Origin of the sequence: Shewanella colwelliana (genome assembly GCF_001735525.1) — a bacterium.
Lineage (GTDB): Bacteria > Pseudomonadota > Gammaproteobacteria > Enterobacterales > Shewanellaceae > Shewanella > Shewanella colwelliana.
On record NZ_MCBT01000013.1, the window covers coordinates 117913 to 142506 of the forward strand.

The 24594-nt window shown below is 44.9% G+C and carries 21 protein-coding genes and 4 tRNA genes; 8 read left to right on the forward strand and 17 right to left on the reverse strand.

Translation table 11 applies throughout. From position 1 onward, the window contains the following. Nucleotides 1-8 precede the first annotated feature (8 nt). The 9 genes from BEL05_RS05145 to orn form a co-directional block, all read right to left on the reverse strand. The gene (locus BEL05_RS05145) at nucleotides 9-1328 is read right to left on the reverse strand and encodes an N-acetylmuramoyl-L-alanine amidase (protein ID WP_069670505.1); all 1320 of its coding nucleotides are present in this window, start codon (nucleotides 1326-1328) and stop codon (nucleotides 9-11) included. Beyond that, entirely contained in the window at nucleotides 1315-1788 is a 474-nt protein-coding gene (gene tsaE, locus BEL05_RS05150) for a tRNA (adenosine(37)-N6)-threonylcarbamoyltransferase complex ATPase subunit type 1 TsaE (protein ID WP_028764454.1), read from the reverse strand. Before tsaE ends, BEL05_RS05145 begins: the two co-directional genes overlap by 14 nt. 108 nt (nucleotides 1789-1896) lie before the next feature. Continuing rightward, nucleotides 1897-3375: a bifunctional ADP-dependent NAD(P)H-hydrate dehydratase/NAD(P)H-hydrate epimerase gene (locus BEL05_RS05155; protein ID WP_069670506.1), complete on the reverse strand. Its 1479-nt coding sequence runs from the start codon at nucleotides 3373-3375 to the stop codon at nucleotides 1897-1899. A 238-nt stretch (nucleotides 3376-3613) separates the two neighbouring features. Further along, nucleotides 3614-4069: a hypothetical protein gene (locus tag BEL05_RS05160; protein ID WP_028764456.1), complete on the reverse strand. Its 456-nt coding sequence runs from the start codon at nucleotides 4067-4069 to the stop codon at nucleotides 3614-3616. A gap of 401 nt (nucleotides 4070-4470) precedes the next feature. Continuing rightward, nucleotides 4471-4546, reverse strand: a tRNA-Gly gene (locus BEL05_RS05165). A 15-nt stretch (nucleotides 4547-4561) separates the two neighbouring features. After that, a tRNA-Gly gene (locus tag BEL05_RS05170) sits at nucleotides 4562-4637 on the reverse strand. A gap of 15 nt (nucleotides 4638-4652) precedes the next feature. Further along, nucleotides 4653-4728, reverse strand: a tRNA-Gly gene (locus BEL05_RS05175). 48 nt (nucleotides 4729-4776) lie between these two features. Next, a tRNA-Gly gene (locus BEL05_RS05180) sits at nucleotides 4777-4852 on the reverse strand. 103 nt (nucleotides 4853-4955) lie between these two features. Continuing rightward, nucleotides 4956-5501 carry an oligoribonuclease gene (gene orn, locus BEL05_RS05185; protein ID WP_069670507.1) on the reverse strand — a complete coding sequence of 182 codons (546 nt, stop codon included), beginning with the start codon at nucleotides 5499-5501 and terminating at the stop codon, nucleotides 4956-4958. Between the two features lie 115 nt (nucleotides 5502-5616). Here orn and rsgA point away from each other — a divergent pair, with 115 nt between their 5' ends. From rsgA to BEL05_RS05220, 7 genes are all read left to right on the forward strand, one after another. Next, entirely contained in the window at nucleotides 5617-6672 is a 1056-nt protein-coding gene (rsgA, locus tag BEL05_RS05190; RefSeq protein ID WP_028764458.1) for a small ribosomal subunit biogenesis GTPase RsgA, read from the forward strand. Between the two features lie 41 nt (nucleotides 6673-6713). Then, complete coding sequence (gene asd / locus BEL05_RS05195) at nucleotides 6714-7574, forward strand: archaetidylserine decarboxylase (RefSeq protein WP_028764459.1); 861 nt, start codon at nucleotides 6714-6716, stop codon at nucleotides 7572-7574. A gap of 8 nt (nucleotides 7575-7582) precedes the next feature. Further along, nucleotides 7583-8476 (forward strand): DMT family transporter, encoded by an 894-nt coding sequence (locus tag BEL05_RS05200; RefSeq protein ID WP_069670508.1) that lies wholly within the window; start codon nucleotides 7583-7585, stop codon nucleotides 8474-8476. A 149-nt stretch (nucleotides 8477-8625) separates the two neighbouring features. Further along, nucleotides 8626-11808: a mechanosensitive ion channel domain-containing protein gene (locus tag BEL05_RS05205; RefSeq protein WP_069670565.1), complete on the forward strand. Its 3183-nt coding sequence runs from the start codon at nucleotides 8626-8628 to the stop codon at nucleotides 11806-11808. Then, nucleotides 11808-12521: a glycerophosphodiester phosphodiesterase gene (locus BEL05_RS05210; RefSeq protein ID WP_069670509.1), complete on the forward strand. Its 714-nt coding sequence runs from the start codon at nucleotides 11808-11810 to the stop codon at nucleotides 12519-12521. The genes BEL05_RS05205 and BEL05_RS05210 overlap by 1 nt, the downstream gene beginning before the upstream one ends. Nucleotides 12522-12645: 124 nt before the next feature. After that, nucleotides 12646-13572, forward strand: a complete 927-nt coding sequence (locus BEL05_RS05215) for a D-2-hydroxyacid dehydrogenase (RefSeq protein ID WP_028764463.1) — start codon at nucleotides 12646-12648, stop codon at nucleotides 13570-13572. A 172-nt stretch (nucleotides 13573-13744) separates the two neighbouring features. Beyond that, nucleotides 13745-13936: a bacterioferritin-associated ferredoxin gene (locus tag BEL05_RS05220; RefSeq protein WP_069670510.1), complete on the forward strand. Its 192-nt coding sequence runs from the start codon at nucleotides 13745-13747 to the stop codon at nucleotides 13934-13936. Between the two features lie 54 nt (nucleotides 13937-13990). Here the strand turns inward: BEL05_RS05220 and parC are convergent, their stop codons facing one another. From parC to nudF, 7 genes are all read right to left on the reverse strand, one after another. Beyond that, nucleotides 13991-16258 carry a DNA topoisomerase IV subunit A gene (gene parC / locus BEL05_RS05225; protein WP_028764465.1) on the reverse strand — a complete coding sequence of 756 codons (2268 nt, stop codon included), beginning with the start codon at nucleotides 16256-16258 and terminating at the stop codon, nucleotides 13991-13993. After that, nucleotides 16255-17364, reverse strand: coding sequence for a PQQ-dependent sugar dehydrogenase (locus BEL05_RS05230; RefSeq protein WP_318964359.1), 1110 nt, complete (start codon nucleotides 17362-17364; stop codon nucleotides 16255-16257). The genes parC and BEL05_RS05230 overlap by 4 nt, the downstream gene beginning before the upstream one ends. Nucleotides 17365-17453: 89 nt before the next feature. Further along, nucleotides 17454-19340: a DNA topoisomerase IV subunit B gene (gene parE / locus BEL05_RS05235; RefSeq protein ID WP_028764467.1), complete on the reverse strand. Its 1887-nt coding sequence runs from the start codon at nucleotides 19338-19340 to the stop codon at nucleotides 17454-17456. A gap of 48 nt (nucleotides 19341-19388) precedes the next feature. After that, nucleotides 19389-19967: a YqiA/YcfP family alpha/beta fold hydrolase gene (locus BEL05_RS05240; RefSeq protein WP_069670511.1), complete on the reverse strand. Its 579-nt coding sequence runs from the start codon at nucleotides 19965-19967 to the stop codon at nucleotides 19389-19391. Nucleotides 19968-20282: 315 nt separating this feature from the next. Further along, nucleotides 20283-21122 carry a 3',5'-cyclic-AMP phosphodiesterase gene (gene cpdA, locus BEL05_RS05245; protein ID WP_069670512.1) on the reverse strand — a complete coding sequence of 280 codons (840 nt, stop codon included), beginning with the start codon at nucleotides 21120-21122 and terminating at the stop codon, nucleotides 20283-20285. Between the two features lie 9 nt (nucleotides 21123-21131). After that, the gene (locus tag BEL05_RS05250; RefSeq protein ID WP_028764470.1) at nucleotides 21132-21578 is read right to left on the reverse strand and encodes a DUF1249 domain-containing protein; all 447 of its coding nucleotides are present in this window, start codon (nucleotides 21576-21578) and stop codon (nucleotides 21132-21134) included. Next, nucleotides 21575-22183 carry an ADP-ribose diphosphatase gene (gene nudF, locus BEL05_RS05255; RefSeq protein WP_069670513.1) on the reverse strand — a complete coding sequence of 203 codons (609 nt, stop codon included), beginning with the start codon at nucleotides 22181-22183 and terminating at the stop codon, nucleotides 21575-21577. Before nudF ends, BEL05_RS05250 begins: the two co-directional genes overlap by 4 nt. 283 nt (nucleotides 22184-22466) lie before the next feature. Here nudF and tolC point away from each other — a divergent pair, with 283 nt between their 5' ends. Next, nucleotides 22467-23783: an outer membrane channel protein TolC gene (gene tolC, locus BEL05_RS05260; RefSeq protein WP_028764472.1), complete on the forward strand. Its 1317-nt coding sequence runs from the start codon at nucleotides 22467-22469 to the stop codon at nucleotides 23781-23783. A gap of 69 nt (nucleotides 23784-23852) precedes the next feature. Here the strand turns inward: tolC and BEL05_RS05265 are convergent, their stop codons facing one another. Next, a complete protein-coding gene (locus BEL05_RS05265; RefSeq protein WP_069670514.1) occupies nucleotides 23853-24593 on the reverse strand; it encodes a TIGR04219 family outer membrane beta-barrel protein in 741 nt (246 codons plus the stop codon). Nucleotide 24594 lies beyond the last annotated feature (1 nt).

Here is a 24594-nt window from a genome sequence, read left to right on the forward strand (position 1 = left end):
TGACTCCGTTAAGCGCGAGGAATGACCAGATTCTGGCCAATACGTAAGGTGTTAGATTTTAATTTATTCGCTTTTTTAATACTGGCAACCGAAACCTGATAACGGTGGGCGATTACCGATAACGACTCACCTTTTTTGACTTTGTGGCTGATCGACGAACGGCTCGCAATTAAACTATTGACGGGGGGATTGGCCTCAAAATAACGAACCACTCCTCTTTGCACCGCATTAGCGATATTATTTTGATGCTCACGCTGAGTCAGCAATCGCTCCTCTTTATGATTAGAGATAAAGCCTGTTTCTACTAAAATAGAAGGAATATCTGGCGACTTTAACACAGCAAAACTGGCGGACTCAGGCTTATGCTTATGCAATTTAGTCACCTTGCCTAAATTCGACAAGACGTCATCGGCAATGTTATGGCTTATCGCCATCGACCGATCCATCGACATATCCAATAAGGTCATAGCTAAATACTGTTCGTTATCGGTGTTTTGAATAATCTCACCAGCACCGCCCAATAATTCTGAATGTTTCTCTTTTTGCTCCAACCAACGACCAATTTCACTGTTAGCACGGCGCATTGAAAGCACCCATACAGAAGCACCTTGAGGTTTAGGCGAGGTAAACGCATCGGCATGAATAGAGACAAGCAAATCCGCCTTGCTATTACGCGCAATTTCCGAACGCTTATTTAAATTAACAAAATAGTCGCCCGTACGTGTCATCACTGCTTTCATACCCGGTGTAGCGTTAATCTTGGCTTCGACTTTCTTGGCGATTTGTAACACCACTTTCTTTTCATAAATACCAGATGGGCCAATAGACCCAGGATCATCACCACCATGCCCAGCATCAATCGCAACAATAATATCTCGCAACTGCTCTTTAGGTTGGCTAACCGCGGTTTGCTTACTGCCATTCCCACCTTCTAAGTCAACCACTAAACGGTTGCCGTATGGGGCGGTAGGCGATAAAGCAAATAGATTACTTTTTACTGGCTTGACGAGATCGATAACCAGACGCAGGGTGCCTTTTTTAGGTGGCTTACTTACCCTAACTTTCTTTACCAACTTACTGTTATTTTCAATTTTACTCAGGTTAATTGCCGTTGATGTTGCATCCAGATCGACGACTAAACGGTAAGGGCTAGTTAAAGTGAAATGGGTATATTTAGGCGGGGTGCTAAGATCAAAAACCACACGCGTAGACTCAGGTGCGGCCCATATGCGAACACCTTCTAATTTATTTGCGCTGTAGGCCATTACCGGGAAACTGAGCAGTAACAGCAAAAATATATTTTTTATCAACGAATTAGTTTTTATCATTATTATGTAAATTATCTAACAGTTGCTCACCAGCTTGGCTTTGCGGCGTAAATGTCACCATTCGACCTAAAGCTTGATATTGAATATCAATGGCTAGATCGGCAGCAGGTAAAATCCCTTCGCCTTTATCTGGCCATTCGACAATGCACAAACTGTTATCAGCAAAGTAATCACGAATGCCCATAAACTCTAGCTCTTCAGGATCACTGAGACGGTATAAATCAAAGTGATATACATCAACCCCGTCTAATTCATAGGGCTCCACTAAGGTATAGGTTGGGCTCTTTACCGCCCCCTGATGACCTAAACTCTGAATTAACCCACGACTAAACGTCGTCTTGCCGGCCCCTAATTCTCCGCTTAAATAAAGCGTCAGCGGCGGCCTAATTAGCTTTGCCAGTCTTTGACCTAAGCTAACGGTTTCAGATTCATTTTCAAGATAAACTTTTAGTGCAGCCATTTCTCATTCGTATTCGTTAGATAGAGTTTAAACCTCGTATAGCCTGATACTTTAACCGAAACTGTTAGCTATCTAAACAAACATTAGCGTAAATTAATCGGTAGCAGGTTAAATATTATCCACTAATAGACGAATAAACGGGAAAAGATCGCAAGCTAACATTCCCCTCTCTCCCTCTTTGGCCGCCATATCTGCTGCGACACCATGTATCACTACCCCTGCACTCGACGCATCCATAAGCGTCATGCCTTGTGCCATTAACCCCGCGATAATACCGCCAAGTACATCACCACTGCCGCCACTGGCAAGCCCTGGATTACCAACAGGCGCAACATGACAAACGGTGCCATCAAAGATCAGCGTGCCCGCTCCTTTCAATACCACAACTCCGCCATATTTGGCCTGCAATGCTTTCACGGCCGAAAATCTGTCGCTCTCTACATCCGCGGTTTCAATGCCGAGCAACCTTGCCGCTTCTCCTGCATGAGGCGTTAGCACCCAATTCCTTTGTTTTCTTGGTTCAAGCGCCAATAGATTTAAAGCATCAGCATCCATGACGCAGGGCTTGTCACTGAGGCTGGCCGCTTTAAGCAAGTTATAACCCCAATCATGTTTTCCAAGACCTGGGCCAATTAACAAAATATCAGCCCATCCAAGACGCTCATAAACTTCCATATCAACGAGCTCACAGCCTCTAAACATCAGTTCAGGACGCCCATTGTTGATAATAGCAAGATGTTCTGGACGAGAGATCACTGCCACAAGGCCTGCTCCAGAACGTAAACAGCTCTCTGCAGCTAAACGAGGTGCCCCCGCCATACCAATATCACCACCTATCACAGTCACCTTGCCGCAAGCGCCTTTATGACTATTTCGGGCTCGCTTTGGCATGCCTAAATCAGTAAGGCGATGGGCAATATTGATAATATCTGAGGGGGGGAAGAAAGTAGTAAGGCCAATATCAGCAAACACTACACGCCCAACGCGATCTCTGGCCGCTCCAGTAAATAAGCCCTGTTTCAGCGCGCCAAATGTTAGTGTGACGTCGGCCTTTATCGCTAATTCGCCAGCACCTGTGTCGGCATCAATCCCAGACGGTACATCCAAGGACAAAATCCAAGCATTTGACCGATTAATGGTTTCGATAAGCTTACGGAACGGTTCATTCACCTCACCATGAAACCCAGTACCCAGCATGCCATCAACAATAATATCAACCTCATCAATGACGTCTTCAATTGACTGGATGACATGACCACCTGCGGCAATAAACGCCGCTTTTGCATAACTAACCCCACTGCCTAACTCTTCACGCTCAATCGCGTAAAGAGAGACCTGGCAACCAGATTCCAAAAGCAGTGTGGCACAGATGTAAGCGTCGGCTCCGTTATTTCCATATCCTGCGACGACAAGGATTTTTTGCTGAAGCCTAGCCTCACCATTTAACAGTTCAAAAGCAGCTTGTCCGGCTCTATCTATGAGCTCAAATAAACTGACTACACCCGATTGGATCGCTTTTTCTTCAGCATCTCTTATAAGCTGCCTAGTGTATAGGGCCAAAGGTAACTGCGCATCGCTAAACAACATAAAACGTCTCCAAACATCAAATCTGAACCATCAATCGATAGTAGTTAAGCATATTCGATATTAGAGCCTCTTCTATCCATTTGATTCCCTTTAAATAGCACTAGTTGCACTTAATTTGATCTCGCACAATTTATCAGGCAGCAAACCCATAAAAGAGATAACCTCGACTTGGTTTACAGACGAATGTGACAAACAAAAAAGGCACCTTGCGGTGCCTTTCTCTACTTTAACTTAACGCTTAAATATCATCCATCCGGATACTGCTATGCACTAAACGTTGCTGCTGAATCTTTTCAACTCTAACCAGATCATTCAGCGCACTTTTGACTTCACCCGGCACGGAAGAATCAGCCGTTTTCTCAAACAAAGCAATGAGGCGGTTATCCAACTCTAAGTGCAGATCAAGTAGATCCTCCTCGCTCATGTTGGCCTTAGGCGTTATTTCTTGGCAACGCTTGATAAAGTCTTCAAAGGTGATGTCGTTATACCATAGCTGCAACAACCGTGATGGAGCCTCTTCGATATAATCGTCAATCTTTTTAGAGACATCTTTTTGGTGCTGCTGAAAATATTCAAGCATCAACTTAACGCGTGAAGAGTCTACTGCGCTGTACATGCGGCTATATAATTTAGCCATTTCCAAACGGCACTTTGAGACATACGCCAATTGCTCACTAAGCTGTTGAAATCTCATCTTTCTCTTCTCCAATCGATGCTAAAAATATCGGCCATAATTCTGAGTTGGTTTCATTATGAGGCCATTCAGGCAATCTTTTTTTGAACAAGGTCATAGTTTGTAGAATTTTGCATACGCTACTTTAGATTTCGTTAAAGAAGTTCACCCAATATCACGCAAATGGAGATTCTGTGATCTCATAGTCATCAAAGATAGGTAGCCTATGCTGCTCGGCAGCGTGGTAAACATAGCGTTAGAGATATGGAAGGCCATAGGTAAAATGCTGGAGCGAGAAATCGAGTTCGAAATAGATACCAGTAACTGACATGATGACAAGGCATAACCATTGTTCAATATAAGGCGTCAACGGATCTAAAGTAGTGAATAATTTTAAGTGGGAGGCTGTTACGAAAGAAGATTGGAGCGACATATCGGGTTCGAACCGATGACCTATACCTTGGCAAGGTATCGCTCTACCAACTGAGCTAATGTCGCATAAATCTTTAAATTTGGAGCGACATATCGGGTTCGAACCGATGACCTATACCTTGGCAAGGTATCGCTCTACCAACTGAGCTAATGTCGCGTAAATCTTTAAACTTGGAGCGACATATCGGGTTCGAACCGATGACCTATACCTTGGCAAGGTATCGCTCTACCAACTGAGCTAATGTCGCATAAAACTTTTTATTTACAGTATTTGGTGACACTATAAATTTATAATTTGGAGCGACATATCGGGTTCGAACCGATGACCTATACCTTGGCAAGGTATCGCTCTACCAACTGAGCTAATGTCGCATTTCAAGCTTTGCTAACAGCGTCGCTAGCAAAAAGTTGAGGCCGCATTATAGGAGAATTTCATCTCTTCGCAACCCCTTCTTGAAAAAATTGTACCGTTTGCTCAAATTTTAAATACTTTGTCACGATAAAACTGCAATTCAGCAATCGATTCTTGAATATCTATGAGCGCTTGATGAGTGCCTCTCTTTTTAAACCCGGCCATGACTTCAGGGCTCCAACGCCTCACGAGTTCCTTAACCGAACTCACATCAATATTGCGATAATGGAAATAATCTTCTAGCTCTGGCATATAACGATTCATGAAGCGTCTATCCTGGCCAATGCTATTACCACACATGGGTGAAACGCCCTTGGGGACATAATTTTGCAAAAACGTAATTGTTTGCTCAATCGCCTGCGACTCAGTAACTTGACTCGCTTTGACCCTCTCAATCAACCCAGATTCACCATGATGCTTTTGATTCCAATCATCCATCACGGCAAGCGCTTCATCTGATTGATGAATCGCAATCACTGGCCCCTCAGCTAATATGTTGAGCTCTTTGTCTGTTACGATAGTTGCTATCTCAATAATTCGGTCAATGCTGGGGTCTAAGCCAGTCATCTCTAAATCAACCCAAATCAGATTACTTTCATCTGCAGCCATATATCTGCCTTATCATTGCGGTTTGCCTAAATTCAGGCTTTTTTATTCGATACCGTGTATCATACTGCTTTTTTAGACGACACAAAATAACCTTTATTTTGACGATGATGCCACTGTGAGTAAAAAGAAACCCCTAAGCCAAGGTCAACGCCGTCGTATGCGGGCTAATCATGAAAAACGCCTACAACGCCAAGAAGCTGGAACAAGTACTGCTGAGTTACAGGATAGCTCACTAGGACCAGAACAGCTCGGAACCGTGATCTCTCGATTTGGCCAACATGCCGACATTGAAACAGAGAGCGGCGAACAAGTTCGCTGTAATATTCGACGCAATATTCAAAGTTTAGTCACCGGTGACAAAGTTATCGTTCGACAGGCCATCGAAACCACAGCCACGATTGCTGGCGTAGTCGAAGCAGTCCATCCTCGACACTCATCACTCTCTCGGCCAGACATGTATGATGGCATCAAGATTATTGCGGCAAATATTGATCAAATTCTCATCGTATCGTCGGTCGTACCTAGTTTCACAACACAAATTATCGATCGCTACCTTGTTGCCGCTGAAGACACTGGCATCTCGCCAATCATCATCTTGAATAAGGTTGACCTACTCAGTGAGGAAGAGGCTCCAGTAGTAGAGGCAGCATTAGCGCGCTATGAAGCAATTGGTTACCAAGTCTTCAAGGTTAGCAGTATATCTGGTGAAGGCGTTGATGCGATACAGGCTTTACTTAATGACAAAGTCAGTGTTTTTGTTGGGCAATCTGGTGTGGGTAAATCATCACTCATTAATGCATTAATGCCTGATGCAGAATTATTAACAGGCGATGTCTCTGAAAACTCGGGGCTTGGACAGCACACCACTACCACAGCAAAACTGTTGCACTTCCCTAGTGGCGGCGATTTAGTCGACTCACCGGGGGTACGAGAGTTTGCCTTGTGGCATCTGCCCCCTGAACGGGTCGGTTGGTGTTTCGTTGAATTTAGAGACTACATAGGCACCTGTAAGTTTAGAGATTGTAAGCACAAGCAAGATCCAGGCTGTGCAATCACTGAAGCCTATGCAGACGGCAAGATTTTTGAAGATAGGTATAATAATTACCACAAGATCATCGATAGCCTAGATGAACAAAGACATGCCCGTCACTTCCGCAGTGATACCGATTAAGAACAATAAAATAGCTATATTGTATTTGAAGGATAAGTAACGTGGACAAACTAAAAATTGCTTTACAATACATCATGCCAAAACACCTGTTATCGCGTTTGGTTGGTAAGCTCGCTGCAGCTGAACTCGGCGCTGTAACTACGGCGGTGATTAAGTGGTTTATTAAGCAATACAAAATTGACATGAGTGAAGCGGCCAATAGTGCGCCAGAGTCCTATGCGAGCTTCAATGCTTTTTTCACTCGAGCACTTAAGCCAGGGATCCGCCCACTCTGTGACGACGATGACTATATCGTTCACCCAGTAGATGGCGCCGTCAGCCAGTGCGGTCCAATAAAAGAGGGGCGTATTTTTCAGGCGAAAGGTCATGAATATTCATCACTTGCGCTTTTAGGCGATCAAGCCGATGATGCCAAAAGATTTGAAGGCGGAGACTTTGCTACCATCTATCTGGCTCCAAAAGATTATCACCGCATGCATATGCCAATAAAGGGAACCCTGTCTAAAATGACCTATGTTCCTGGTGAGCTCTTTTCAGTCAATCCGTTGACCGCTGAAAATGTACCGGGCTTATTTGCACGCAATGAGCGGGTAGTGGCGATCTTTGAAACTGAAATTGGCCCAATGGCAATGGTTTTAGTCGGAGCAACGATTGTAGCGAGCATTGAAACCGTCTGGGCTGGTACTGTCACCCCACCAACAGGCAAGAAAGTGTTTACGTGGGATTACCCAACCCAAGGTCCTGATGCATTAACGCTTGAGAAAGGCGATGAAATGGGGCGCTTCAAACTCGGTAGCACGGTTGTAATGTTGTTTGCAAAAGATGCAATAGAAGCGTTTGCCGATGGCGTAGAGCCAAAAGCTGTCACACGTATGGGACAAGCTTTCGCTAAAATAGATTAGAGAAACGATTGAGCAATCAACTAAACAACCGCACTGGGTTACTAGAACTACATATAGCCGTATTACTTTTTGGTGGTACGGCGCTTTTTTCTAAACTGATCCCACTTAGTGCCCTCGATATCACGCTACTGCGGTGTTTTATTGCCGCCATTGTCCTTGCACTGCTTGTAAAAAGTATGGGGTCGCGTCTACGCCTCAATAGCCAAAAAGATTATTTTGTCGCCATTGGTCTCGGCGTTATCGTCAGTCTACACTGGGTTACCTATTTCGCATCAATGCAACTCTCCTCCGTTGCAATCGGTATGATTGCCTTTTTCACCTACCCTGTGATGACAGTATTAATTGAGCCCCTATTCACTAAGACACGACTAAAACGTGCTGATTTGCTCAGTGGACTCGTGGTACTAATTGGCGTTGGGCTACTTATTCCTGAAGCAACATTAGGTAATGATGTCACGCTAGGTATTGCTGTTGGCGTGCTGTCTGCCATGTTTTTTACCGCCAGAAACCTTCTCCACAAACGATACTTCGCTAGCTACAGCGGAGCCCAAGCTATGTTCTATCAAACCTTGGTAGCCGTGCTGTTTTTACTCCCATGGCATGAGGTAGAAATTAGCAGTATCGAACAGCATGTTTGGTGGCTCATCCTCCTGCTAGGTGTTGTATTTACCGCAGCCCCTCACGCGCTATTCACTTCGGCATTACGCCAGCTAAGTGCCAAAACAGTTAGCCTAGTCTCCTGTCTACAACCACTTTATGGAGCGCTATTAGCACTGTTACTACTGGGAGAAACCTTAGAATTAAAAACGGTCATCGGCGGATTGTTAGTCGTCATTACTGCAGTTTACGAGACCCAGCAAAGCCATAAGCAATCTCGGCAGCAACAGCGCACCACTGACTAATCATTTCCAATACTAAGAGTAACGATTTCAACACAGCCATTTTGTTAACTTAACCGACTAAATTTCCTCATACACACATATCATTTTCAACCTATATTGGTAAGATAGTTCTGCCCCTTAGCACATTAATGGAAATGCCAAAGCTGCTTATGTTACGTATTTTTCTGATTCTCTTTTTACTAGCGACTTTTAGCGTCCAAGCTAACTCTCCGTTATCGCTCAATAAACAACTCGGGCTAGGCCAAAATAGTACGGTTGAAACCAAAACGCCGGCACAACAACTGGCACATATTAAGCAGCAGATTGAACAACAGCAGGCGCTGCAGGCCAACAATGAACAGCTTCTCCACCAATACAACACGCTGCGCAGTAACCTTACAGGTCAACTCGACGATGCATTAACCCGGCTGATATGGAGCCCCCAGCAAGATCTGTCACAGCAAGCATCAATGTCATACCTGCGCCTGTCTGAACTAAAAGAGATAGAAACCGATCTCGGTGGGCGGATTAACGAGCTCATAAAGCGGCAACAATTACTGCCCAAGCTTATCAGTGACGCCAATCAATTGGTGATACAACATAAAAAAGCCACCAATAACAATGAAGATGAACTCAGTGACGCACAAAAGCGTCTGTATGCACAGACATTGTCTACGCTAGAATCAGAGCTCGCCAGCAGTCAAAAACAGATAAGCATAGCCCAGCAGCAACTCACCTTGGTTCGCCGTCAACTGTTGCAGCAAGAGCGACTCATTGAAGAGCTTAATAGCGCCATCGCCGACCAGCGCCACCAAACAACGGCAGCGACCATTGCTGCGAGTCAAATTGAAACCGCATCGACTAACGATGTTGTCGCAATCGAGCTGAATGAACAAAATCAACAGTATGGACTGCAACTACAAGCACTGACTCTCAAAATGAATCAGGCGGCGACAGATCAAGAAAAAGCTGAAACTCAGTACCAGTTTCAGGCTAAACAGCTGACAAACATCCAACAGCAGATCGCCCTAGTAAAACTTAATTCGGCCTTTGGTGAACGTTTTCTGCGTATTTTGTCGTCACTGCCGAAGCCGCCAAATCAGAATGCTGTCATCAATGAAATTGCTAATGCGCGAATTGCAAGATACCAAGTAGAGCAGGAACAAGGGCTTAACAATGGCTACGCTTCCTCAAATCATACGGCCCTGCAAAGCAAGTTACTGACATCGCAACAGTTGCTTCAAAATCAGTTACTGGATAACTATGACCTCTACATTAGTGATTTGGCTGATTTAAGACTGTTATACGAACAGCTAGGTCAACAGTACAGAACCTTAAAAACCACCTTAAATGAACATCTATTCTGGGTCGCCAACGCTAATAGTATTGATAGAAGCTGGTTTGTCGACCTACTTCAGAGTAGCCAATGGTTAATGACTCAAGCGCCTTTAGGACAGCTATCGGAATCAGTCAACTTACAAAGTACTGTCTGGTCTTGGTGGATAATTTTGTTGGTTTTATGTCTGATGATGCAAGACTTACTCACCCCGAGATTTAACCAATCAATGGCCAATAATCTTGCTTTTGTTGGTAACGTTACTCAGGATAAGTTTATCTACACTTTTAGTGCCCTGATAAACTCGCTACTTTACAGTGCCATCAAACCGCTCCCCGTGATCACCGCAGGACTCATCTTCTATTTCTCAGAGTACAACTTTGTCTCAGCAATCGGGATGGGCATACTGGCCATTGGCCTGCTCTACTACCTTTACAGTTTCACCTATCTGCTTACCCTAGATAACGGTGTACTGATTGGTCACTTTAAAGGTGAAAAGAAGGTGATTAGAGGCGGCCAGGAACGCCTACGTAGCTTTACTTTAATCACCATGCCCATTATCGGCATCATAGGCTTTACTGAGATTTTAGAAGCCTCATTGATACGTAATAGTATCGGCCGTGGCGCCTTTATCTTATTTGCCGTGATGTTGTTTTGGTTTTACAAAGATATTCTAGCGCTCTCAAAGCGCGAACATAGCTTTCATCAAGATGATAAAAACAAACGCCTATTACAGAAGTTACTGTGGGCCGTATTGATATTGCTACCACCCACTTGTGCAGTATTAGCATTTAGGGGCTACTATTACACCGCCTTTCAAATGCTATTACAGCTCCAATTATCACTCATTCTTTCTCTCAGCTTTATGCTGCTGTATCAGCTAATCAAGCGATGGATGCTCATTGAGCGCCGTCGTATCGCCTTTAACCGAGCTAAAGCGAAAAGGGCCGAGATTTTAGCGCAACGAGAGAAGGAAGATGATTCACCAAGCAGTGAGCAAGGCGACACCTATGAAGAGCCAATCGTTGATTTGGAAACCATTTCGAGTCAATCCTTAGGCTTGGTGAGGTCATTACTCATTTTGGCCTTCTTAGCCAGCCTGATTGGATTATGGACCCAGACCCATAGCGCTATTTTCTCCTTCTTAGATGGCATCACGCTGTGGACAACCTCAAGCGTTGTTGATGGCATAGTGCAACAGATCCCCATCACGCTTAAGTCTCTACTCTTGGGGCTTATCATTGTGGGCTTCTCTTTAATGATCGCCACCAATCTACCCGGTTTGCTAGAGCTGATGATCCTGCAACGCCTCGACCTCACTCAAGGAACTGGCTTTGCGGTCACCACAGTAAGTCGTTACTTGGTGGTCTTTTTCGGTATGCTAAGTGGCTTCTCAACCTTGGGAATGGAGTGGTCGAAACTACAATGGCTAGTGGCGGCCCTATCGGTCGGTTTAGGTTTCGGTTTACAAGAGATCTTTGCCAACTTTATTTCAGGCTTAATTATTTTATTCGAAAAACCTGTGCGTATTGGCGACACTGTCACGATCCGCGATCTAACGGGTACCGTCACTAAGATTCAGATCCGAGCAACCACCATCGCAGATTGGGATCGCAAAGAGATTATTGTCCCCAATAAGGCCTTTATCACCGAGCAGCTCATCAACTGGTCGTTGTCAGATCCCATCACCCGTGTGATTGTCTATGTCTCGGTCGCTAGGGACTCCGACCCCGCTCGTGTGGAAGCAGCGCTCTATCAAGCTGTTCAGGAGTGTGACGATGCGCTTGCGACCCCAGAGCCTGAGGTTTGGTTTGCTGGTTTTGGTAAACATACGCAAGATTACGAGATCCGTGCTTATGCTAAAGATATGAGTACCCGCTGGCCACTCAGACATAAACTCCATAAACAGGTCAGCAAAAAGCTGCGCGAAAATAAACTTGAGTTGGCTTATCCGCAACTCGAGGTCCATATCAACGGTGGCCAAGCCAAAGAAACACAAGGGTTAATAAGAAGCTGATGAAGGTCTTTGCTCATCGTGGTGCCAGTGGCTACGCCCCAGAAAATACCCTGGCGGCGATGAGAAAAGCCATTGATTTAAATGTCACGAGTATAGAACTCGATGTTCATAACGTGGGCGGCACACTATACGTGTTTCATGACCGTCGGCTGGATGGCAAAAGCTCTGGAACGGGCTTAATCGAACACGTATCGCCCGAATATCTTACAGCCATCACAGTTGATGGAGAACCCATTCCAACCCTTTGGCAAGTGCTCTGCTACCTGAAAGCCTACAACAGCGTGGTTAATATTGAACTTAAAGGCCTCAATAGCTTAGGACCATTTATCGACTTATACCCTAAACTCCTTAATGAAATCGGCTATCGCAGTGAGCAACTGTTAATCTCCTCGTTTCACCATGGCTTTTTAGCCACGCTAAAACAAAGATTACCTAGCGCAAGACTGGCACCGCTACTTGAAGGCATACCCGATGACTTAGCGGCCTGCGCAACACGCCTTGATGCTTACTCAATTCATCTCAGCCTAAGCTTTATCACCCAAGAGTTGATTGACGATGCCCACGCTCGAGGCCTAATGGTCTATGTCTATACAGTCGATCACCCTCAAGACATTCAAGATTTGGCTAAAATGGGTGTAGACGGTATCTTTAGTAATTATCCCGATGTCAGCCAAGCAATCATCGACAGGTTAACTCATCCGAAAACAAGCTAGCCTTAGCGTCATCAGATGATATGACTACTAGGAACAATAACCTAAATAGTCGCTGACTCAATGCAATAACACGACTATCGATACGGTCTACATTGACTGATAAAAATAATAAAAGAGGTAGGCTATGGAACATAAACTCTTACTCCTGACCAGCGACAACAACCGTTACAGAGAGCTTTTAGCCTCGTGCCACCTCCCCAACCTGACATTACTCGGCGACGACCCCAAAAGTATCTTAGATGCCAACATTTGGCTTGCTGAACCGCCATTAGCGGCTCCGTTGGTTGGGCATGCCAAGAACTTAATCTGGCTGCAGTCGACGTATGCTGGGGTTGATCCATTAGTCAAACCTCGTTTACGCAGTGACTATCAACTGACTAACGTAAAAGGCATCTTTGGCCCGCTGATGAGTGAGTATCTGTTTGGTTATCTGCTAGCACATCAACGACATCACCAAAAGTATAAGAGTCAGCAAGCAGAAAAAATCTGGCAGCCAAGCAACTTCAAGTCATTGCAAGGCCAAAACCTACTGCTGCTCGGTACGGGAAGTATCGCCAAACATATCGCGCAAACAGCCAAACATTTTGGTATGCATGTCACGGGAATTAATCGTGGGGCAAAGCCTACAGTGGGTTTTGATCAGGTGGATACCTTAGCCAACCTACCTCTGCACTTGCAACAGGCAGATGCTATCGCAGCCATCTTACCCAGTACGCCCGACACGCAAGGAGCACTGGATAAAATGCACCTTAGTCTCATGAAGGACGATGCCTTATTGTTTAATCTTGGCCGCGGTGATGTCTTGGACTTAGATGCGCTCTACACCCAATTGCAACAACACCCACAGCAACAGGCAATATTAGATGTTTTCAATAAAGAGCCTTTACCTCAAGAGCACCCTATTTGGTCACTAGATAATGTCATCATAACGCCACATATCGCAGCACCGAGCTTTCCAGAACAAGTTGTCGAGATATTTGCCAACAACTATCACAACTTGCTCAATGGCAAATCGCTGTCTAATAGCGTTAATTTTGAACGAGGGTATTAATTGAGGTAAATAGTGAGCCATGGCGCACACCGTTATGGCAGAAAATGGCTTTGCTCACAGTTTTTAATAACGGGTAAAATAAAAACTATTGATAGACTATAACCAGAAGTTATTGGTAGTGGGAATTATTATCATTTAGAATTGGCGTTATCTTAGTAAAGAGAGCGCCAATATGTACGTTTGCCTGTGTCATGCTATTACCGATACTCAAATTAGAGAAGCCGTTGATCACGGTGACCTATCGCTTGCTGATGTAAAAAAACGTCTTGGTGTTGGTAATCAATGTGGGAAATGCACTCGCATGGCAAGCGAAATCATCCAAGCGCGTCTCGATGTCACCCCCAATTTCTACGAAGTCGCCTAGCGATTTTGCAATAAAAAAGCTGCCTATTGGCAGCTTTTTTATCACTAGGCTTGGCTATAACACCTGTTCATCTTCACCTAATTGAACTCTATCTACACGTTGTAACCCACGGGGCAATTTAGCACCACGGCGGCCACGTTCACCGCGATAATGCTCAAGGTCGCTGGGTTTTAACGTCAATTTGCGTTTACCGGCCCACAAGGTAACCGCCATATCTTCAGGTACCACATCCAAGTGAATTAATAACTCTTCGCGACTTTTTGCTCTGTCACTAGGAATGCCAATAATCTTATTTCCCTTACCTTTACTCAGTTGCGGCAGTGCATCAACAGAGAACAACAGCATACGGCCTTCGTTGGTAATAGCTAGAATAGACTCGTTACGCGATTTATCGACCCGCTTAGGCAGCAAGACCTTGGCGTTAGCCGGTAAACTTAACAGGGCTTTACCCGCCTTATTACGCGATACCATATCTTTGTAATCACCGATAAAGCCGTAACCTGCGTCCGAGGCTAATAGGAAGCATTGTCCCTCCTCCCCCATTAACGCATGTTCAATCGTTTCGCCAGGTGATAACTGGAAGCGAGTCGTCAAGGGTTCGCCTTGGCTGCGCGCTGACGGCAATGTATGGGTATCGGTGGCAAATGCCCTACCCGTTGAACCAACAAATACTGTGGGGCAATTACTGCGCCCCGACGCCGCACAGAGGAAACTATCTCCAGCTTTATAAGAGAGTGCAGTAGGATCGATATCATGACCCTTGGCGCAACGTACCCAACCTTTCTCAGATAACACGACGGTTACCGCTTCAGCAGGCACTAACTCTTGTTCGGTCAATGCTTTTGAATCACTGCGCTCAACCAATGGTGAACGTCTATCATCACCGTAGGTATCACCGTCTTGTAGTAGTTCTTTTTTGATAAGCGTCTTCATGCGGCGCTCGGAGCTTAATAATAACTCCAGTTTTTCGCGCTCAGCGGCAAGTTCGCTTTGCTCAGCCTGAATCTTAAACTCTTCGAGTTTTGCCAGGTGACGCAATTTAAGATCAAGAATCGCATTAGCTTGCTCTTCACTTAAGTTAAAGCGAGACATCAACTCAGATTTTGGATCGTCGTGATAACGGATGATCTCAATCACTTCATCAATATTCAGGAATGCGACCATCAAGGCTTCGAGGATATGTAACCTTGATACCACCTTTTCCAATCTGTGCTCTAAACGACGTCTAACCGTGGTCATACGGAACGTTAACCACTCAGTTAATAGCTGTTTAAGCCCTTTAACTTGTGGACGACCGTTGAGTCCCAATACATTGAGGTTTACGCGAAAGTTTTTTTCTAAGTCAGTGGTCGCAAACAGATGGGCCATCAGTTGATCGCAGTCAACTCTATTTGAGCGCGGCACGATAACCATGCGCACAGGGCTCTCATGGTCTGACTCATCACGTAAATCCGCTACCATAGGTAGCTTTTTGGCCTGCATTTGCGCGGCAATTTGCTCTAAAATCTTGCCGCTACCCGCTTGATGTGGCAATGCGGTAATAACGATCTCGCCGCCCTCAATGCTATACACCGCTCGCGCCTTAATTGAGCCGCGCCCCGTACTATAAATCTTGGCAATATCCGCTTTCGGCGTAATAATTTCTGCCTCGGTGGGATAGTCTGGTCCTGGCACAAGTTCCATCAGCCGCTCTAAGTCAGCCTTAGGGTTATCGAGTAATTCAACACACGCAGAGACTAATTCTCGAACATTATGTGGCGGCACATCGGTCGCCATCCCGACCGCGATACCGGTAATACCATTAAGTAAAATATGCGGTAAGCGAGCAGGTAACACCAAAGGCTCTTTCATGGTGCCGTCGAAATTCACGCCCCAATCAACTGTGCCTTGGCCTAATTCGGTTAGCAATACTTCAGAAAACTTAGATAAACGCGCTTCGGTATATCGCATCGCCGCAAAGGATTTAGGGTCATCGGGTGCCCCCCAGTTTCCTTGACCATCTACCAATGGATATCGGTAAGAGAAAGGCTGCGCCATCAACACCATCGCTTCGTAACAAGCACTATCACCGTGAGGGTGATACTTACCTAGCACGTCACCCACGGTACGAGCCGATTTTTTATGCTTTGATTGTGCAGAGAGGCCTAGCTCGCTCATCGCGTAGATAATACGACGCTGTACAGGCTTTAAACCATCACCAATGTGTGGCAATGCACGATCCATAATGACGTACATTGAGTAGTTTAAATATGCTTCCTCAGTGAAACGTCGAAGCGGCATCTGTTCGACACCATCGAGACTTAAATCAATCGCATCACTCATTCATCTTGATCCTGTTGTTCACTCGATTCACTCTCATCGGCAATGACATCTTTATAAAATAATCGATATACATTGCCCTTTAAATCATCTGAAATGTATAAGGCACCATCTCTGCCAGTGAGTAAGGCATATGGCCTAGCTACGGGGAACTCACCATCCAGAAAACTCACTAATGTCTGTCGCTTGGTCACTGTATTGCCATCTAACGTTAGCATGACGACCTGATAGCCGATTTTACTCGAACGATTCCAAGAACCATTTTCCGCAACAAATAGTTGTTGGTGATATTTTTGTGGGAACTGTTGACCGCGATAGAACTGTAATCCCATTGGTGCTACATGAGCTGGCAACTCAAATACCGGAGCGGTAACCTTTAAACCCTTGGGTTTCTCATAGGCAGGTTCTAATACACTGGTGGCATGTATATAGGGAAAACCATAATGCGCACCGACGGTATCAACACGGTTAATCTCATCGGGAGGCAAACGATCACCCATCCAGTCACGCCCTAAATCAGCAAACCACAACTTTCCATCTGCTGGTGACCAATCAAACCCCGTCACATTACGAATACCTGTGGCGATCTGCTCACTGCTACCCGTTTCAATATCAATAGCAATGATGCTGCCAAAAGGTGCTGGCGCCTCACAGACGTTACAAGGTGCGCCAATAGCAACATATAATCGCCCATCGGGACCAAATCGCATTGAGCGATGGCTCTTATTGGTTTTACCTGGTAAACGGTCATAGACCTCTTTACCACGTCCAGGGCGTCTTAAGCGATTCTCTATATCAACATAGCGAATGATGCGGTCTTCTTCGGCGACGTAGAGATCACCATCATGAAATGCCAAGGCTTCTGGGTACTCAAGTCCTTTGGCGATAACATAACGCTTATCTACACGACCATCAGCATTTGCATCAACAAGAGCCTGAATTGTGCCAGATTTATGTGACCCAACAAACAATGTGCCTTTGTCACCAAAAGCCATCTGTTTTGCATCGCCTAAGTCTGAGGCATATAGCGATAAACCAAATCCTTTGGTGACAGTGATCATAATAGGCTGGTTCTGTGCACTGCTAGAGGCAGAAAAAACCATTGCCATCAGGGATAGCAATGCCAGCGAAAACCTACAACTCATTGTTTTTTTGTGCATTATATTATTCTGAGTCAAACCATCTCTCATTTGTTAGCTTATAAAAGTGCCAGATCACCTTTGGTCTCTAACCAAGTCTTTCTGTCGCCTGAACGCTTCTTAGCCAACAGCATATCCATCAGAGCCATCGTATCATCAGCATCATCAATAGTCAGTTGAACTAGACGACGAGTATTTGGATCCATCGTGGTTTCACGCAGTTGGAGTGGGTTCATTTCACCCAAACCTTTAAATCGTGTGACCTGGATTTTTCCTTTTTTCTTTTCAGCACTAATACGATCTAAAATGCCCTGTTTCTCTGGCTCGTCCAAGGCATAAAAAACCTCTTTACCCACATCGACACGAAACAGCGGCGGCATCGCCACATAAATGTGTCCTTGCTCGACCAGCACCTTATAGTGCTTTACAAAGAGGGCACATAACAAGGTCGCAATATGCAAACCATCAGAGTCAGCATCGGCTAAAATACAAATTTTGCCATATCTGAGCTCCGAAATATCGGCACTATCGGGGTCACAACCTATCGCAACCGAGATATCATGGACCTCTTGCGAAGCGAGCACTTGTGATGCATCAACTTCCCACGTATTTAAGATTTTGCCGCGTAAAGGCATAATCGCTTGAAACTCTCTATCGCGTGCCTGTTTTGCACTACCACCAGCAGAGTCACCCTCCACTAAGAACAGTTCGCCGCGCATCGGATCTTGACCACTACAATCGGTTAATTTACCGGGTAGTGCTGGCCCAGAAGTCACTTTTTTACGCGCAACTTTCTTGGCGGCTTTCAAGCGCTTTTGAGCATTGTTAATACACATGTCAGCCAAGGCTTCTGCTTGATCTGTATGGGTATTCAACCAAAGACTGAACGCATCTCTGACAACTCCCGAAACAAAGGCAGCGCTTTGACGGCTAGACAATTTCTCTTTTGTTTGCCCAGCAAACTGCGGATCTTGCATTTTAATCGACAGAATAAAACTGCTTCTATCCCAAATGTCTTCGGGCGATAGCTTTATGCCTCGTGGAATAAGATTACGGAACTCACAGAACTCGCGCATTGCATCCAACAAACCTTGCCGAAAACCATTTACATGGGTTCCACCCAGTGGTGTAGGAATAAGGTTTACATAACTCTCGTTAAGGTAATCGCCACCTTCAGGTAACCAAGTGATCGCCCAATCAACAGCTTCTGTATTACCTTGAAGACTGCCGATAAACGGCTCCTCAGGTAACATCAGCGCACCATTTATCGAAGATTGCAAATAGTCAGTTAGGCCACTTTCAAAGCACCACTCTTCAACATCACCCGTTTGCTTATTAGAAAACTTGATCCGCAAGCCCGGGCAAAGAACCGCTTTAGCACGCAGCAAATATACCAGTTTGGGGATGGAGAAATTGACCGAATCGAAATAGCTAGGAGTTGGCCAAAAGTGAACTCGAGTGCCTGTATTACGACGACCACAGGTTCCCGTCACCGTTAAGTCTTCGACCTTATCGCCATGCTCAAATGCCATATCGTAAATTTGGCCACCGCGTCGCACAGATATCTCGACCCGGCTCGATAATGCATTGACCACAGAGATACCAACACCGTGCAAACCACCAGAGAATTGATAGTTATCATTGGAGAACTTACCGCCCGCATGTAGCTTGGTCAGAATAAGTTCAACACCCGGGATCCCCTCTTCAGGGTGGATATCGACAGGCATACCTCGACCGTCATCGATAACCTCTAACGAGTTATCTTTATGAAGAATGACATCGATTTTACTTGCGTGACCCGCCAGCGCCTCATCGACACTGTTATCGATCACTTCCTGACCCAAATGATTAGGACGAGTAGTATCGGTATACATGCCGGGACGACGTTTTACAGGATCTAGCCCGTTTAGAACTTCAATTGCATCTGAGGTGTATTGGTTTGTCATAGCACACAAAATATATTGTTATTCAGGCCATGTTGCGGCCCTACATGTCTATTTGTCAAGAAACAGGAACTGGCAGATCCTATCTAATTGTTGCTTGTAGCCGATAAAACTGTGATCACCGCCTGCCTCAACCAGCATTTGGCAATAATGATACTTATGCACTGCTTGCTTATAATCGAGCACTTCATCACCCGATTGCAACAGGACAAAAAAACGGTCTGGATTTAAAATAACTTGAGTATTATATCGTGCGACTTCCTGCTTGTGCACTGGTAATACCTGGTATTGCTCATCGGTGTACGGATTATACTGCTCACCTAAAAACTCATCGAACAATTCAAACGGTTTTACAGCAGGATTAATCAATACCGCCTTACCACCATAGTTTTCAACCAAATAGCTAGCAAAATAGCCGCCGAGTGATGAACCAATAAAATGTAATGACTCGCCCTTTGCGACTTGCTCTTCGACAATTTCAATCAACATCTCCATCGCTGCTTTTGGCGTCGCTGGAAGTTGAGGCTGAAAAAAAGACAACTTAGGGTAATGGCTGGCAATATATTGGGCTGTCACGATCCCCTTGTCTGAAAAAGGGGAACTATTAAATCCATGTATATAAAGCAGCATATGTTCTCATCAATCCTAGGAGTCGTTACGCTGTCGAGCGTCGTCTGTTTTCTGTTTGGTTCTGATAACGAATAAAGCTGTTAATAGAAAGTCTTTGTCTTGATTTTAACAAAACGATGAGCACACTTACTGACATGGCTTCACCTTGCCAATATATCGAATAACTAGCCGTAAAAACATCCTCAAACATCTAAGCTGTCTATGCAGGCAATCTAAACTTTAATGGCTGTGTTTATCTGACTATTAACCTAACTTGGCAGCTAGGTTAACATATTATGATACGAACATCGGCGGTGAATTTCGCAAAATTAGGCACTAGTATCCGCTCGACTCGTGATCAGGAGAAAACTTGTTACCTGGCACACGATAAACATTGGTTAAAATGCTGCCATCCGCTTTAAGCTCAAGTAAGCGATAACCAGGCTGCTGTGCATCGAGAGCAAAATAAGGTGATTTAGGTTTGAATTGAATACAGGTTGACGGTGTAGCCATCAGACGCATTGGCCCCTGCTCACCTTGATGAACCTGATCTAAACTCTGGTGCACATGCCCCCAGAGAAGCCCCTTAACCTGAGGGTAGGTTGAAACGGCATCAATAAACTCACTACCATTGTCCATACAATGTTGATCGAGCCACTTACACCCGACGAGTACTGGATTATGGTGCATGACCAAAAGCGTATGTTTATCAGGCTGATCCGCGATAGCCGCCTCAATTAATTCAAGCTCATCTTCCGCCATATGACCACCGGGCTTACCGCGCACCGTTGAATCAAGCATAATGATTTGCCAGTTTCCCGCCAAAATACGTCGGTCGCCAAAGACGCTAGGGCCTTGCATATGTAAGTGCATAATACGCGGATCATCATGATTACCCGGCAGGTAATGGCATGGCACATTGAGTGGTGCAATGGCTTTGACAAAGTTATGGTATGACTCATTCGAATAGTCTTGGCTGATATCACCCGTCGCCAACATCAAATGTGCAGGGTAATCGACGGCCTTAATCGTATTTAATACGGCGTCAAGACTATGAGCGGTATTGACACCTAATAACTGAGCCTCGGGATCAGCAAATAGATGCGGGTCAGTCACTTGTACGATCCTGACACTTGCACACTCATCAATAGAATATGAGATAGCCTCTTTTAGCACATTAAAACCCTAAGATGCGGACTGACAGATAACCCGAGCATGGTTGTCAATCTTTAGTAACTCTTCAAGAAAAGCATTAACCTGATACTTTTCATCTCTATGGTACATACGTATATTTGGATAATCATATACTGCTCTTAGACGGTAAATCTGTCGACTAGTTAACACTTCTGCTAATTTAGCGTCATGATAAACACGCACTACAACTTTAGGGGTATCAATATATTGAGATGCTTCAACATGCCGTTTTATCTCGACCAACTGGGTATATTGCGTGTTTTCCAACAGCTTCACATCCAAACACCCAAAATCCCCTTCCACTTGCCAACATTCGCCCTGCTCACACTCTGCTGGTAACCAACGCAACATATTAAAATAATTACGAGTGCAGAGAGCCAAAAACCGACTCACATCAACTTGATAGGGGTTAGACCTTTGATTTAAAGAGATTGTCACGGGCTTGTTCTCAACGACTGGTAATTAAGCTGTAGCCATTGTAAGCCAATCACTGTGGAAGCGTTGTTAATACGACCGTCTACAACCATTTGATACGCTTCTTCTCGGTGAATAACATGCACTTTAATATCTTCATGTTCATCACTTAAGCCGTGTATGCCCTGTGCCGCGGTTGCATCCACCTGTGCCCAGTAAAAATCAAATCGTTCACTGGTGCCCCCAGGGCTAGAAAAATAGTTACTAACACAGGTCATTTCGCTGGCACGTAAACCTGCCTCTTCATGCAATTCACGGTGAGCCACCTCTTCAGCGGTTTCACCTGGCTCAATCATTCCTGCCACCAATTCATAAAGCCAAGGTGATGCCGCTGACTCAATAACGGGAATACGGATCTGCTCAATCAGCACCACACTATCAGTTTCCGGATCATAGGGTAAAACCACCACGGCATGACCACGTTCAAACACCTCACGGGTCACTTCCTCACTCCAACCGCCACGAAACAGTTTGTGTTTAAATCGATACTCTTCCATGCGAAAAAAACCTTTATATAGGGTTCTTTGGCTCAGCATTTGAACATCATCGCGATTAAACTCTTGCTTCATGAACTCATCCTAGCTTTTACAATGCCAATTACGAATAGTGTGAAGCCCTAATATAACATGCTACAACGCAAAATTTGCAGACATAAAATCAAAAACTGTTACACTTCATAGTTGACTTAAAAATGGTTAATTTCTTAATATCTTAACTCTATAAGTTTAGATGTATCGGGAAGCGTCGGGAAGCGCAAACCGCTTTACGCAAATGATTTGCTGAAGCCTCACTTAACTTTATTAAGTAATTGCTCCGTTATAAGGGGTATTTATGTCTCAAAAAGGACAAGTAATGAAATTTAAGATTCGCACCTTATGTGCAGCGTTGACTCTAGCGGCAACGACTTCTGCCGTGCACGCCGACGATTTACTGCAGATATATCAACAAGCACTAACCAATGATCCTATTGCGCTGCAGGCCCAATCACAGCGTGACCGCCTCTACGAGCAGATTGAAGAAAATCGCGCGCCGCTACTTCCGACCATTAGTGCAAGCGTCGGTTACGGCAAGAGCTGGACAAACGTTGACGACGATCAATACAACAGCGGCCTAAATGCTGGAGTTTCGCTTAAACAGGTGGTGTACGACCACAGCGCATGGGTTGGGCTAGACTTAGCCGAACTTGCAGCTTCACAGGCTGATGCGGCATATGCATCGACATTGCAAACACTTATTATCCGTGTGACTAGCGCCTACTTTGACGTGCTATCGGCAAAAGATAACTACGAGTTTAAAGGTGCTGAAAAGCGTGCGATTGAGCGTCAATTAGAACAAACAAAACAACGCTTTGCTGTAGGTCTAACAGCTATTACCGATGTGCATGAAGCACAGGCTCAATACGATTTAGCTCGTGCATCTGAGATTTTGGCTGAAAACCAACTCATTAACAGTTACGAAGCGTTACGTGAAATCACAGGTATTGACCACAAATCGATTAATATTTTAGACACAAATCGTTTCAGTGCAGCAAGTCCTTCGCCAGCTAAATCACAAGATTGGCTGAAAATGGCAGAGACCAACAGTGTGGATCTATTGACCACTCGTATCGGTAAAGATATCGCGCAACAGACGATTTCACTTTACAAAGCGGGTCATATGCCCTCACTTAGCCTAAGTGCTGGCTACACCACCAATCTGGAACTAAAGAATCAAAGCGGTGATCTCAGTGATTATGACAACGCTAATGTCGGTCTAACCCTAAGTGTCCCGATTTTTGAAGGCTTTAAAGTCAGTTCTAAAGTCAACCAAGCCCAGTATCAATATGTTGAAGCCAGTGAGAAGATGGAACAAACTTACCGCAAAGTGGTAAAGGATGTTCGTAACAACTTCAATAACGTGGGTGCATCGATCAGCTCAATCCGCGCTTATGAACAATCAGTAGTTTCATCTGAAAGCGCCTTAAAAGCGACTCAAGCTGGTTTTGAAGTGGGTACACGTACTATCGTTGACGTACTTAACCGTACTCGTGACCTGTACGATTCTAAGCGTCAGCTATCAAATGCCCGTTATGGTTATATCAACTCTATCCTAGCGCTTAAACAAGCAACAGGCATGCTTAATGAAGATGATGTGATTGCTATCAACAATGGCCTAATCGCGCCAGAGTAAAGTTAGCCTCTATCAAGACGCATAAAAAAAACCGCCTATTGGCGGTTTTTTTTATGCTGCGATGTGCGATTAGAAAACTAATTCAACACCCGCGAAGTAACCTTTGAACTGGCTATTTGCCGTAATACCGTCAAAGTTATTCACATCAAATTTAAAATCACGGTACCCAACACGTAATTTAGTGTCTAACGCTACACCATCAAACGCCCAACCTAGACCAACAGAGTAGTCATAAACACTGCTCTCATCGATACCTAGCATCACATCGGCAAAACCGTATAAACCAAGCCCTGGAATGCCCACTTCAGCATTTGCGTATGCCATGACCACGCCACTGCTTAAATCTTTCTGTTCTGGGTGTCCAGCATCGGCAACGCGATATGAACCATGCATCTTCTTATATGCAGCACCTAAATCTAAGGCAACCATGTCATTATCAAGCAATTCGTAATAAAGCACGAAATCGGTGTTGCTTAAATTGGTAGCGGTAGTGACATCGCCACTAAAGGTATGATCACCAAATGCCCAATCACCAGACAATGTGGCATCGCCCGTCGCATCTAACCGGTTTTCACGGATTTTGAGGTTGGGCACCAAAGGAATTGGATGCTCTACAGCAACCCAAAAACTACCTTGTGACGAAGAACTGTAATCAAAATCTTGCTGAGTTTGACCACGCTGAGCAAAAGTACCACTGGTATCCGCCTGCCAATAGTCGCCACCGACTTTAAAACCCACCAGCGTCGCTGCTTGTGCCGATGTCGCGATTAGCGAGCCAAATAGTGCACATGCAAGTATTGTTTTTTTCATC